General features: G+C 61.0%; 13 protein-coding genes. 1 reads left to right on the plus strand and 12 read right to left on the minus strand.

Going from position 1 to position 12,231, the window contains the following annotated elements; translation table 11 throughout:
• Window positions 1-29: 29 nt before the first annotated feature.
• Window positions 30-794: a class I SAM-dependent methyltransferase gene (locus tag L0U79_RS13615; RefSeq protein ID WP_233842809.1), complete on the plus strand. Its 765-nt coding sequence runs from the start codon at window positions 30-32 to the stop codon at window positions 792-794.
• Here L0U79_RS13615 and L0U79_RS13620 read toward each other — a convergent pair.
• From L0U79_RS13620 to L0U79_RS13675, 12 genes are all read right to left on the minus strand, one after another.
• Window positions 791-1,600 carry a ferritin-like domain-containing protein gene (locus tag L0U79_RS13620; RefSeq protein WP_233842810.1) on the minus strand — a complete coding sequence of 270 codons (810 nt, stop codon included), beginning with the start codon at window positions 1,598-1,600 and terminating at the stop codon, window positions 791-793. The genes L0U79_RS13615 and L0U79_RS13620 overlap by 4 nt on opposite strands.
• A gap of 43 nt (window positions 1,601-1,643) precedes the next feature.
• The gene (purF, locus tag L0U79_RS13625) at window positions 1,644-3,119 is read right to left on the minus strand and encodes an amidophosphoribosyltransferase (RefSeq protein WP_233842811.1); all 1,476 of its coding nucleotides are present in this window, start codon (window positions 3,117-3,119) and stop codon (window positions 1,644-1,646) included.
• A gap of 7 nt (window positions 3,120-3,126) precedes the next feature.
• Window positions 3,127-3,729, minus strand: coding sequence for a CvpA family protein (locus tag L0U79_RS13630; protein WP_233842812.1), 603 nt, complete (start codon window positions 3,727-3,729; stop codon window positions 3,127-3,129).
• 28 nt (window positions 3,730-3,757) lie between these two features.
• The gene (locus L0U79_RS13635; RefSeq protein ID WP_233842813.1) at window positions 3,758-4,717 is read right to left on the minus strand and encodes an SPOR domain-containing protein; all 960 of its coding nucleotides are present in this window, start codon (window positions 4,715-4,717) and stop codon (window positions 3,758-3,760) included.
• An 85-nt stretch (window positions 4,718-4,802) separates the two neighbouring features.
• On the minus strand, window positions 4,803-6,074 hold the full coding sequence (gene folC / locus L0U79_RS13640) for a bifunctional tetrahydrofolate synthase/dihydrofolate synthase (protein WP_233842814.1): 1,272 nt from the start codon (window positions 6,072-6,074) through the stop codon (window positions 4,803-4,805).
• A gap of 75 nt (window positions 6,075-6,149) precedes the next feature.
• Window positions 6,150-6,311, minus strand: coding sequence for a hypothetical protein (locus L0U79_RS13645; RefSeq protein ID WP_233842815.1), 162 nt, complete (start codon window positions 6,309-6,311; stop codon window positions 6,150-6,152).
• A gap of 99 nt (window positions 6,312-6,410) precedes the next feature.
• The gene (locus L0U79_RS13650) at window positions 6,411-7,160 is read right to left on the minus strand and encodes a slipin family protein (RefSeq protein WP_233842816.1); all 750 of its coding nucleotides are present in this window, start codon (window positions 7,158-7,160) and stop codon (window positions 6,411-6,413) included.
• Window positions 7,157-8,563 carry a nodulation protein NfeD gene (locus L0U79_RS13655; protein WP_233842817.1) on the minus strand — a complete coding sequence of 469 codons (1,407 nt, stop codon included), beginning with the start codon at window positions 8,561-8,563 and terminating at the stop codon, window positions 7,157-7,159. The genes L0U79_RS13650 and L0U79_RS13655 overlap by 4 nt, the downstream gene beginning before the upstream one ends.
• 115 nt (window positions 8,564-8,678) lie before the next feature.
• Complete coding sequence (locus tag L0U79_RS13660; protein WP_233842818.1) at window positions 8,679-10,337, minus strand: PQQ-dependent sugar dehydrogenase; 1,659 nt, start codon at window positions 10,335-10,337, stop codon at window positions 8,679-8,681.
• A gap of 166 nt (window positions 10,338-10,503) precedes the next feature.
• Entirely contained in the window at window positions 10,504-10,728 is a 225-nt protein-coding gene (locus L0U79_RS13665) for a hypothetical protein (RefSeq protein ID WP_233842819.1), read from the minus strand.
• 95 nt (window positions 10,729-10,823) lie between these two features.
• Complete coding sequence (locus L0U79_RS13670; RefSeq protein ID WP_233842820.1) at window positions 10,824-11,198, minus strand: hypothetical protein; 375 nt, start codon at window positions 11,196-11,198, stop codon at window positions 10,824-10,826.
• Window positions 11,199-11,305: 107 nt separating this feature from the next.
• Window positions 11,306-12,193 carry an SGNH/GDSL hydrolase family protein gene (locus L0U79_RS13675; protein WP_233842821.1) on the minus strand — a complete coding sequence of 296 codons (888 nt, stop codon included), beginning with the start codon at window positions 12,191-12,193 and terminating at the stop codon, window positions 11,306-11,308.
• Between the last annotated feature and the right edge of the window lie 38 nt (window positions 12,194-12,231).

Raw genomic sequence — 12,231 nt, forward strand, 5'->3', positions numbered from 1 at the left:
TCACCGTTTCCCCCATGGGAGAACCATCGATGAAGACCCAAGCTTTGCTCCTCGCCGCTTTGACATGCACGATGCTCGCCGCGTCGCCGGTGAACGTCGCCGCGCAAGACGTGCCTGCCTATATCACTGCTGCGGTCGCGGATTCCGCGCGTCCCGCCGATGAAAAAGCGCAAGACGCCAATCGCAAGCCCGCCGAAGTCATGGCGTTTTCCGGCATCAAACCCGGCGACAAAGTGGTGGACCTTATGCCGGGCTCGGGCTACTACACGCGCATCTTCAGCAAGATCGTCGGTCCCAAAGGCGTGGTGTATGCGCTGCAACCCACGGAGATGGACAAAGTCGTACCGCAACGTTTGAAAGCCGTGCGCAGTTTTGCCGGCACTAAGGACTACGCCAATGTCGTGATTCTGGTTCAGCCCATCGCTTCCATGCAGTTGCCCAAAGACGTAGACATAATCTGGACGTCGCAGAACTATCACGACTTGCACAACCCCATGATGGGATCGCCAGATATGGCGAAGGTCAACAAGGCGATCTACAACGCGATCAAGCCTGGCGGCCTTTATGTCGTTCTCGACCACGCTGCCGCAGCAGGAACGGGTGCGTCGCAGACGAATACGTTGCATCGAATCGATCCGGCAACGGTAAAGACCGAAGTCACCGCGGCAGGCTTTGAATTCGCAGGCGAAAGCGATGTGCTGCGCAATGCGTCGGACGATCACAAGCTTGCGATCTTCGACAAGGCCATCAAAGGCAAGACGGACAAGTTTATTTACAAGTTCCGCAAGCCTTAAGGCGCCAGGGCCAACGCCGTCAGTCGATCGAGTTCGACATCGTCGAAGCCTGCGCGCAAGCGCGCAGGCCGATTGAAGGGGCCGCGCAAATTGCGCCCCATGTAATCGCGCACGAAATCCAGAAACGTTTCGCGCGGGTCCAGGCCATCGCGCTCGCAGCACCACTGAAACCAGCGCGTGCCGGCGGCGACATGCGCGACTTCTTCGCGCAGGATCACTTCCAGTATCGCTATCGTGCTTTCATCGCCGACGCCGCGCAGGCGCTCGATCATGCCGGGCGTGACGTCGAGGCCGCGCGCTTCCAAGACACGCGGCACCAAGGCCATGCGGGCGGTATCGTGGTGCGCGGTTTTCTCGGCCATTTCCCACAAACCGTTGTGCGCGTCGAAGTCGCCGTAGGCATAACCCAATTGCGTGAGCCGCTCTGACAACAGCGCGAAATGACGCGCTTCGTCGTGCGCGCAACTCGCCCAATCGCGGTAATAGTCGTCGGGCATGCCGCGAAAGCGATACACCGCATCCCACGCCAGATTGATGGCGTTGAATTCGATATGCGCCACCGCGTGCACAAGCGCGGCGCGCCCTTCGGGCGTGCCTAAACCGCGATGTGGAACCTGACGTTGCGGAACCAGCGCCGGACGCAATGGTCGTCCGGGCGCAGTAATGGGTTCAGGCGGCGGCGATGCCGCATCGGCGCGCAACGCGCCGGATATCAACGCTTGCCACGCCGCCTGCGTAAGGCGAAGTTTTTCCGCCGGATCGGTTGCGTCGAGACACTGCTTGGCGGCGGCGTGGAGATCGGACATGTGTGTTCGATCCTTCCCCCTTTCGAGAGAAGGATCGCTGCCGTCACGCGCTGCGGCGTGCAGCCTTGGCGTCGTCCGAACGCAGCATTTCGATCTGCTGCAGATATTGCTGATCCAGACCGGTGATGTATTCGCCGGAGAAGCACGAGGTATCGAAGTGCTTCAAGCTTTCGTTGCCGTCCTGCACGGCCCAGATCAGATCTTGCAGATCCTGGTAGATCAACCAATCGGCGCCGAGCATCTTTTCCACTTCGGGAACGGTGTGGCCCGCAGCCACCAGTTCGGATGCCGCAGGCATATCGATGCCGTAGACGTTCGGATAACGCACCGGCGGCGCGGCCGAGGCGAAGTACACGTTCTTGGCGCCCGCATCGCGCGCCATCTGAATGATCTGACGCGAAGTCGTGCCGCGCACGATGGAGTCGTCCACCAGCAGCACGTTCTTTTTGCGGAATTCCAGCTCCACCGGATTGAGTTTGCGGCGCACGGATTTCACGCGCTCGCCCTGCCCCGGCATGATGAAGGTGCGGCCGATATAGCGATTCTTTACAAAGCCTTCGCGGAACGGCACGCCCAGCATTTCGGCCAACGCGCTGGCCGCGGTGCGCGCGGTGTCGGGAATCGGAATCACCGCATCGATGCCATGATCCGGACGCTCGCGCAAAATCTTCTCGGCGAGTTTTTGGCCCATGCGCAAACGCGCTTTGTACACGGACACGTTCTCGATCATCGAATCAGGACGCGCCAGATACACGTATTCGAAAATGCACGGCGCATGCGTCGCGCCATCCGCGCACATGCGGGAATGCAGCTGGCCGTCGTTGGTGATGAACACCGCTTCGCCCGGCGCCACATCGCGCAGACGCTTGAAGCCCAGCACGTCCAGCGCGACCGATTCGGACGCCAGCGCGTATTCGCGCCCTTCAGCCGTGACGCGCTCGCCCAGCACCAGCGGACGGATGCCGTTCGGATCGCGGAAACCCAGCAAGCCGTAACCCAGCAGCAGCGCGAGGCACGCATAACCGCCACGCGCACGCGCGTGCATGCCTGCTACGGCTTTAAAGATGTGATCCGGCGTCAACGCCATGCGGTCCTGAATCTGCAGCTCGTGCGCGAGCACGTTGAGCAGCACTTCGGAGTCCGAATCGGTGTTGATGTGGCGACGATCGTCTTCGAACATCTCGCGCCGCAGCGTTTCGGTGTTCACCAGATTGCCGTTGTGCGCGAAAGCGATGCCATACGGCGAGTTCACGTAGAACGGCTGCGCTTCGGTGGAGCCTTCCGAACCCGCCGTCGGGTAACGGCAATGACCGATGCCGACGCGGCCGCGCAGCCGGCTCATCGACGCCTGATTGAAGACGTCGCGCACGAGTCCGTTTTCCTTGTGCAGCCGCAAGCGCGCACCGTCCACGGTGGCGATGCCGGCGGCGTCCTGCCCGCGATGCTGCAAGACGGTGAGGCCGTCATAGAGCGCCGATGCCACCTCGGTGGTACCGACTATGCCAATGATTCCGCACATGGTGTTGCTACCCGTTAGTGTGATGCGTTGTATCGGCCGCGCTCGAAGCTGCAGCCGGAGAAGTGGAGCTGTGCGCAGGCGTATGACCTGGCAGCACAGTGGGCAGATGCGCGGAGAGATTCTCCGGACGCAAATGCTCGCGGACGCTCGGCGGCATGTCGTGTTCCAACCACGTCGCCATGTTTTGGAACTGCGGCAGCAAAGTCGATTGTTGCCACATCGGCTCGTGCGCCAACGCCGTCAAATTGCCTAGAAACACCGCCAGCGTTACGAGCAGCACGCCGCGCGCGAAACCGAAAATCATCCCAAGCAGGCGATCCGTGCCGCCCAGTCCCGTGCTGTCCACCAACGTCCCCAGCGCAAATCGCGCCAGGGCGCCGACGATCAGCACGGCGATAAAACATAGGCCGTAGCCCACCAAAATCCGCAATACCGGCATCTCGATGGAATGTTCGAAATGCGCCGACACCGCCGGACCGTACGTCCACGCCACCCAAAAGGCGGCGATCCAGGTGACCAGGGCCAGCACCTCCGATATGAGGCCGCGCCACAAACCTACAAGGACCGAAAGTGCCAGCACCGCGATGATGATGAGGTCGATCACGTTCATGGCGGCGTGTCCGGCCCGTTAACGTTGTTCATTTGGCGCTGACGACATTGCCGTCCAGGCCCAGCTTGGCCTTGATCTGATCGCGCAGCGACACCGCATCGCTGCGCTGGGTCTGCGGGCCGGCGCGAACGCGCCACAACTGCTTGCCCCCGGCATTGACCGTGTCAACGAAACCGTCGAAGCCGTTGGCGCGCAGCTTGTCGCGCAAAGCCACGGCATCGGATTGGCTACCCATCGCCGCCACCTGCACGGCCCAACCGCCAGCACGGACCGGAGCGCCTGCCGCCGGGGCCGGCGCATCGCCCTGCGGCGTGTTGGCGCCGCTTTCCAGACGGGCTGGAATGCCAGGCACGGTCTGAGCAATCTTTAACCGCGCGGTCTCGGCCTGTGCGCGCGTTTCGAACGGTCCCGCGCTGACCAATGTCAGCGTTTTGCCGGCGCGTTGAATCGGCTCGCTGCTTACCGGATAGCCCAGCGCGCGCACCTTCTGCATCAGACGGTTGGCTCCCGGGGCCGCATAGGCGCTGAGATTGACCGAATAGATACCCTGCGCGGCCGTGGCCGGCGGCGTGCTTGGAACCACCGGCGCTGCGGGTTGCTGCGTCGGCGGTGCGATGGCGGGACGACTCGTGGTCGCCACGGACCTGGGCGGCGTGGCCGGAATCGCCGGCTGCTCTGGCGTCGGAATGACCGGCGCCGCAGAACTGTTGCCTGCCGGCTGCGTCGCGCTACTAGTCAGGTTTACCGGCGTCATACCCTGCGCGCTGGGCGCCGAGGTGGTCGCAGGCGCCACACTGGATGCCGGGGCTGCGCCTTGGCCGGAAAGACTGACCGTCTTGGTTTGCAAATCGCGATCGGGCGCCGGGGGAATAGCCAGACTTACCGATTGATCGGTCGAGGTAGACGGCACCTTGCTTGAGAAGAACATCGGCACGAACAGGATGGCCAGCGCAACGAGTACGGCGGCTCCCAATAGGCGTGTGTTCAAGATGGACTCCAGACAAACAGCTTATGCGTGACCCGGCGGATTATACCCGCCCCTGGCGCAGGGATGTTCTGTTCCATCGTCGGCTTTAACGGCCTGCTTCGGTCAAGACGGCCGCCGCCACGAAAAACGAACCGAACGCAAGAATCCTCTCTCCGCGCCGTGCCGTGGTGCGCGCGGCGACCAGCGCCTGATGCACCGAATCGTGCGTGTCGTAGCTGGCGCGCGGCAAAACCTGGTGCAACACGCCGGCCAGCACCGAAGCCGGAAGCCCGCGCGGCGTATCGCCATCCAGACTCGCCAAGTGCCACTGCGCGATGCGTGTCCCCAACGCCGTCATCACGCCGCCGACATCCTTATCCGACAGCGCGCCATAGACCGCATGAACGCGACCACCAGGCTGCGCATCGAGCCATTCCGCCAGTGCTCGCGCGGCCTGCGGGTTATGGCCGACATCGACGATCAGCAACGGATCGCCACCCAGCGACTGCAGGCGCGCCGGCGCCCGCGGAAACTGCATGCCCAGCGCGGCGATGCGCTGCAATTCCACTGCATTGACCGCGTGCAACGCATGCAAGACGGCAATCGCCGCGGATGCATTCGCATATTGCACCGGCGCCGCCAACTCCGGCGCGGGCAGATCAAGCACGGTCCCGTCGCGATGATGCCAACGCCAGCGGCGCGCCTCGCGCTCGACGTAAAAATCGCGCCCTGCGCGCTCGATATGCGCGCCCTGCGCTGTCAGCGCGTCCAACAATCCTTTTGGCGGATCGGTTTCGCCCACGATGGTCGGTCGATCGCGACGCGCGATGCCCGCTTTTTCGCGACCAATGCTGTCGCGATCCGGTCCCAGCCATTCCACATGATCCAGGTCGACGCTGGTGATGATCGTCGCATTCGCATCGATGATGTTGACGGCATCGAGGCGACCACCCAGGCCCACCTCCAACACCGCCACATCCAAACCGGCGCGTGCGAACAAATCGAATGCCGCCAGCGTACCGAACTCGAAATACGTCAGCGAAATTTCAGCGCGCGCCAACTCGATGCGCTCGAAGCTGTCGACCAGGGTCGCATCGTCGGCGTCGATGCCTGCGATGCGAATGCGTTCGTTGTAGCGAATAAGATGCGGCGAGGTGTAGCAACCCACGCGCTGCCCCGCCGCCGCCAACATGGATTCGAGGAACGCGACGGTCGATCCTTTGCCGTTGGTGCCGCCGACGGTGATCACCCGTTTGGCGATGGCCGGTGCGCCCATGCGTTGCCACACGGCGCGCACTCGGTCCAACCCCAAATCCACGCCAACGGCATGGACGCGTTGCTGATAATCCAACCATTCGTCGAGGGTGCGAGGCTTCACGCGTAACTCCGTCTCTGAGCTCGCGCAACATAAACGCACTAGCGCAATCGCACAATCCTCTTTGCTTAAGTGCGATTAAAAGAGATGCATTCCGCTCGCATGAATCGCCCAATACATGCCGAACGCCGTCCAGAACATACGCTTCAACATCTTGCCGGCCAGCCAAGCGGTCAGCAGACCTAGCAACCATGGCATGTATTTGTCCAACGAACCACGTGCGTTGTTTGCGACTTGCATGACGTATGTCCTCCCGCACCGCTGTGGTGCGAGAGAAATCATCCTCCTGCCATGTAATTCAAGGCAGATTCCGGCGTCATCCATCGCACCTGACAAGCGTCATGACCCCTTGTCGAGCAACGGTTTGAGCAAATCCAGCGGCAACGGAAAGACGATCGTGCTGGATTGCCCGCTGTTGGACATGCTCGCCAGCGTTTGCAGATAACGTAGCTGCAAGGCTTGCGGTTGTTGCGCCAGCATGGCCGCCGCGTCGCGCAGTTTTTCCGACGCTTGCAGCTCGCCGTCGGCATGAATCACTTTCGCGCGACGTTCGCGTTCGGCCTCGGCTTGCCGTGCAATGGCGCGCACCATGGTTTCGTTGAGATCCACATCCTTGATCTCGACATTGGTGATTTTGATGCCCCACGGATCGGTGGCTTCGTCGAGTATCTGTTGCAGGCTGTGATTGATGGAATCGCGTTGCGAGAGAATTTCGTCCAATTCGTGCTGACCAAGCACCGAACGCAAGCGCGTTTGCGACAGTTGGCTGGTGGCCTGGTAAAAATCCTGCACCTTCAATACCGATTTATCCGGCTCCATCACCCGGAAATACACCACTGCGTTGACGCGTACCGACACGTTGTCGTGCGAAATCACATCCTGCGGCGGCACGTCCATCACCGTCACGCGCAAATCCACGCGAATCATCCGCTGCACCATGGGAATCAAAACGACCAACCCCGGTCCTTTGGTGCCTGTGTAACGCCCAAGCGTCAGCACCACGCCGCGCTGGTATTCCGGCAACACCTTGATCGACGACGACAGCAACGCGATCACGAAGATCACGATAACGCCCGCAAAACCGATCATGTAGTCTCTCCTTCGCCTGTACGCATGGCCGATACCTTCAACAGCAATCCTTGACGATCGACCACCTGAATACGCGCGCCGGCAGGCAGCGCCATGGCGCTTTGCACGCGCCAGCGTTCGCCGCCGATCCGCGCCCAACCTTCGCCGCCGGCCGCAACCGCCTGCAGCAGTTCGCCGGTGTCCTGCAGCATCTCATCGTCGCCGTTAAAGGCGCGCGCGCGTCGTGCGCGCATCACCAGTCGCAACAACATCGCCAAGATCACGATGCCGCAAAAACCGATGCCGGCGATCACGCCAAGGTTCACCGCATACCCCGGTACGCCGGTGCGAAAGAGCATGATCGAACCCAGCATAAAAGCGATCACGCCGCCGATGCCCAGCACGCCTGCGGTCGGAATAAAAACCTCCGCCAGCAATAGCGCGACACCCAGCGCCATCAGCGCCAATCCCGCATAACTCACTGGCAACAATTGCAACGCGTACAAACCAATCAGCAGACAAATACCGCCCGTGACGCCCGGGTAGAACGAACCCGGATGAAACGCTTCCAGGATCAAACCGTAAATGCCCGCCAGCAGCAGCACGTACGCGATGGTCGGATTGGTAATGATGCCGAGAAAGCGCGCGCGTCCGTCCGGCGGGTAATCGCGAACGCGAAGTCCACGCAACGCGAGCGTGACCGTACCGCCGTCCACGTGCACGCTGCGACCGTCGGCTTGCGCGAGCAAAGCATCGGTGTCGACCGCAACAAAATCGACGACGTGCTGCTGCACCGCTTCGCTCGCCGTCAACGTCGCCGCGCCGCGCACGGCTTGTTCCGCCCAGACGGCATTGCGTCCGTGCATTTGCGCCAGTGACCGGATGGTGGCGATGGCGTCGTTGAGGATTTTGTTGGTTTCTGCATCGTCCGCACCGTGATCGACCGCTTTGTCGCTCGACTTGCTGGAAGCAGGCGCACCGCCGCCCAACGGAGACGGCATAGGTGTCGTACCACCCATCGTCACTGGTGTAGCCGCACCGACATGCGTAGCTGGCGCCATCGCGGCGACGGGACACGCGTAGAGAATGTACGTACCCGCCGATGCCGCGCGTGCGCCGCTCGGTGCGACATAACCCAATACGGGAATCTTCGACGCAAGAATGCCGGCGATGATGTCGCGCATCGATTCCAACAATCCGCCCGGCGTATCCAACTGCAACACGATGGCTTTCGCGCCATCGTCGGTCGCGCGCTTTATCGCGTTGTCCACGTATTCGGCAGCGGCCGGGCCAATCGGGCCGGTAAGTTCGATGCGCGCTACAAAGGCTTCATTGACGGGCGCCTGCGCGGTTGAACGCGTCCATGCAAGCGTCAACGCTGCGCCTAAAACGGCACCCAGGACGATCCATCCTTTCCGTGACATGACCTTGGCCTCCCGGCCGACATGCTCACCACGCAGCCGTTATGGACGGCGGCAACGGAATGAATATTACGCTGATGCGCTGCGGCTCGCTTGCCGCAGCGCTTCCAAGGCGCGCTTAGTGCCCGACGTAATCCACGCGCCAGATCGAATTGGAACCGTCATCGGTGACCAACAAGGATCCATCCGGCGCCGTGGCGACGCTTACCGGGCGTCCCCAAGCGCGTCCGTCCGGCAACACGAAGCCGGTTAGAAAGTCCTCGTATTCGCCGCTCGCTTTGCCGGTGTGATGACGCGGAATACGAATCACCTCGTAACCCACGCGCGTCGCCTTGTTCCAGGAACCGTGCTCGGCGGCGAACAGATCGCCGTCGTATTCCTTGGGAAAATGATCGGCTTGGTAAAACGTAATCTGCAGCGAAGCGTTATGCGGCTGCAAAATTACGTCCGGCGTAATCACTTTATCTTTCAGCTCGGGATGCTTGCCAACGTGACGCGGATCTTGATGGCCGCCCATATACCACCACGGCCATCCGTAAAAACCGCCGTCGCGTACGGAGGTGATGTAATCGGGCACTAAATTGTCGCCCAAGCCATCGCGCTCGTTGACGGTGGTCCACAGTTGTCCGTTCGCGGGATCAACCGCAATGCCCGACGGATTGCGTATGCCCGACGCATAGATGCGTTGGTTGGAACCGTCGGGATTGAACGCGAGAATATTCGCGCGATTTTTCTCGCCGGGCGTGGTGTCGGGATCATCGACATTGGAAGCCGAACCCACCGCCACAAATAAGGTTTTATTGTCGAGCGAAAACGCAAGATCGCGCGTCCAATGCCCGCCGCCGTGCGGCAGATCGGCAATATGTTCTGCGGGTCCTTGCGCCTTCAAATCGCCGACGTGATACGGGAATCGAACCACCGCATTGGTGTCGCCGATATAAACCCATTGCGGATTCGGCCCCAACGGATAAAAGGCAATGCCGTAAGGCCGGTCGAGTCCCGTGGCGAACACCGCAGTCTGTTGAGGCTTTCCATCGGCGGTCATGCCGCGATAAATGCGAATCTGGCCGCCGCTGCTTTCGGCGACAAACATGTCGCCATTCGGCGCCGTGCGAATCACGCGCGGTTCGTCGAGCCCTTCCGCGTAGAGATTCACTTTGAATCCCGCAGGCGCCTTCGGCAGCATGCCTTCGGGGCGCGACGTCATTTCCGGCCCATTACTGGCGGAATGCGTGGCATACGGCGGCGGCAAATCGTTGAGCGTAATCTTGCGTACGTTGCCCGGCGCTTCGTAACGGAAATCCGTAAAGGGCGGCGTCGGCGGCGGTGTGTTGATCGTCGAATGCATGCCGGCGCTAGGCGCAGCAGCGACTGGCTTCACAGTCGGCAACGCTTTGACGTACGCAACAATCTGCCAGCGATCCTTTTCCGGCAAACTCGCCCACGATGGCATGCCGTTCGCCACCGAACCTTGGGTGATAAACCAGAACAGCGCGCCTTCCGATGCCTGTTGCGCAGGCCCGTGCACGAGATCGGGAATATTGCCGCTGCCCTGCCCCGTAATGCCATGACAACTCGCGCAACGCGTCGCGTACAACTGACCACCTGCGCGAACCGCATCGGCTTGACCGTGATACGGATTGGGCACGGACGATGCGCTACTCGGCGCATCGTGAAACGTGTCGGCGGCTTCAACCGACATCGCCATCGCCAGGCAACCCATCACTACGAACGGAACGACACGTGATGCCGACATTACGAAAGAACGATTCGCCATGATCTGCCTCGGATCGCGGTAAATGGGCGGCCGCGTCGCTCATTCCGCGAATGAGTGCACGCCCAACGGATTGTCAGACCTGAGATGTTGCAAGGTGATGCATGATGCTACGGAAACATTGCCCGATTGCCTGACCCATGCCATAGGTCATAGCTCATCGTGGCGATCAGGCTTCGGAGTCGTCGTCCGGCTCCACATCGATTTCACGAAAGTAGCGATCGATCAGACGTTTCGCTTCTTCTTCCCAATGCGCGGCGCCGCCGCCCGCGACCACATGGCGATACGGATCATCCGGAAATTGAATGACGCCGCTGCGGGAATCGGCGCCGCCGTTGTACTCATGCTCGAACTTGATACCGCGGTATTCGCCGAATTGCTGATCGGATTGCATGCGTGTTGTCCTGCCGAAAATGGAGGGTCGGCGGACAAGTGTAAAAGAATGCGGCGATGACGCCGACAGGTTTCGACCCGTCGGCCGATTGACGCTCAGAACGCCCTGGCGCGTACGCGTGTGACGCTGGGCGCCACCGGCCTACGGTCAGAAATTGACACACTGAGCACACCGAGCGCGATGCCCAGCAATGCGAGGGCCACGCCGGAGGGCACTTCGGAAAGAAAGCGCGCGACTTTCGCAGCGCCGTACCAGGAATGCGGGTTGTTCACGAAGGAGCACGCGCCCGGGCACATATCGCGAATCCAGGCGATAACCGGCGGTTGCTTGGTCCAATACCCGTCGTGCAGCCATTTCAGGCCCTGAAAGCCCAGCCACAGCACGGACGCCATGTTCAACACCACGGCGGCGAGCCATAGCGAGAATGAAAGCACTTCCCGAGCGATGTCCTCCAAACGCGACGTTGTCATATTTATGTTCCTGCGGATCGACTGCATCATTTGCAGTGAACATGCATATCTTGTGCCCGCGAGCGCCGCGGGTTGTCTTCACGTTTGTTTAGACTTTTTCGACGGCGTTACGGCGTCTTGGACTGCGCCTGAACCACCGCCGCTTTTGCGAGCCGGCTCATCACGGCGTAACCGGCCGGATTAGGATGAACGCCATCATTCGCAAGCTTCGCTTTGAAGCCGCGATGACCGTCATCAAGCGGCGTGAAGTAATCCACGTATGTCAGCCCTTCTTTGTCTGCGTATGTTTTGATCCAGTCGTTGAGCGCCTTGATCGTTGGGATGGAATCCACGGACGGTCGCCACGGATAGCGCGCCACCGGCGTCAGCGCCGCGAGCACGACGCGAATACGGTGAGCGCGCGCCATATCCACCATCGCCGCGATGTTGTTTTCGATCGCATCGAGCGACGTCGGACCGGTGTTTCCCGCGATGTCGTTCGTACCGGCGAGAATATGCACGATGGCCGGATGCAGATCGATCACATCCGCCTGAAAGCGCAACACCATTTGCGACGTGGTTTGTCCGCTGATGCCGCGATTGACAACATCGTTAGTAAAAAGCTTCGGGTCGCCAGCACCCCAAAATTCGGTAATCGAGTCGCCCATAAAGACCACGCGATGCGAGGTCGCCGGAGCGAGTGCGGCGTTGGCGTCGCGGTAGCGGCACAGGTTGCCGAAATCCTCCAGCGCTTTTTTGTCGTTCCAGGCCTTCGACGCAGCGTTTACCTCGGCGCTTGCCTGCGGCTCCGATTGATGATGCGCTTTTGCTTGATCCACCTGCGCCATGAACGCCTGCACGATTGCCGGCTCCGGCGGTAATGCAGCGCAGGGATTGTGCACGACGCCCACGGTTTCGACAGGCTGCGCGCCGGTTTTCGACGAGGATTGCGCTACGGCCGCTGCGCACGCGAATACACCCAACACGGCAGACGCCATCCATATTTTTGCATTCATCAACTGCTTTCCCCGTCGTTGATCGTCAAATTATCCAA

It is taken from the genome of Dyella sp. 2HG41-7 (genome assembly GCF_021390675.1).
Classification (GTDB): Bacteria; Pseudomonadota; Gammaproteobacteria; order Xanthomonadales; family Rhodanobacteraceae; genus Dyella_B.

What these genes read in the sequence shown, in the direction of transcription:
- L0U79_RS13615 (WP_233842809.1), top strand. Translation starts at nt 30, where the DNA reads ATGAAGACCCAAGCTTTGCTCCTCGCCGCTTTGACATGCACGATGCTC.
- L0U79_RS13620 (WP_233842810.1), bottom strand. Translation starts at nt 1,600, where the DNA reads ATGTCCGATCTCCACGCCGCCGCCAAGCAGTGTCTCGACGCAACCGAT.
- purF (WP_233842811.1), bottom strand. Translation starts at nt 3,119, where the DNA reads ATGTGCGGAATCATTGGCATAGTCGGTACCACCGAGGTGGCATCGGCG.
- L0U79_RS13630 (WP_233842812.1), bottom strand. Translation starts at nt 3,729, where the DNA reads ATGAACGTGATCGACCTCATCATCATCGCGGTGCTGGCACTTTCGGTC.
- L0U79_RS13645 (WP_233842815.1), bottom strand. Translation starts at nt 6,311, where the DNA reads ATGCAAGTCGCAAACAACGCACGTGGTTCGTTGGACAAATACATGCCA.
- L0U79_RS13650 (WP_233842816.1), bottom strand. Translation starts at nt 7,160, where the DNA reads ATGATCGGTTTTGCGGGCGTTATCGTGATCTTCGTGATCGCGTTGCTG.
- L0U79_RS13655 (WP_233842817.1), bottom strand. Translation starts at nt 8,563, where the DNA reads ATGTCACGGAAAGGATGGATCGTCCTGGGTGCCGTTTTAGGCGCAGCG.
- L0U79_RS13660 (WP_233842818.1), bottom strand. Translation starts at nt 10,337, where the DNA reads ATGGCGAATCGTTCTTTCGTAATGTCGGCATCACGTGTCGTTCCGTTC.
- L0U79_RS13665 (WP_233842819.1), bottom strand. Translation starts at nt 10,728, where the DNA reads ATGCAATCCGATCAGCAATTCGGCGAATACCGCGGTATCAAGTTCGAG.
- L0U79_RS13670 (WP_233842820.1), bottom strand. Translation starts at nt 11,198, where the DNA reads ATGACAACGTCGCGTTTGGAGGACATCGCTCGGGAAGTGCTTTCATTC.
- L0U79_RS13675 (WP_233842821.1), bottom strand. Translation starts at nt 12,193, where the DNA reads ATGAATGCAAAAATATGGATGGCGTCTGCCGTGTTGGGTGTATTCGCG.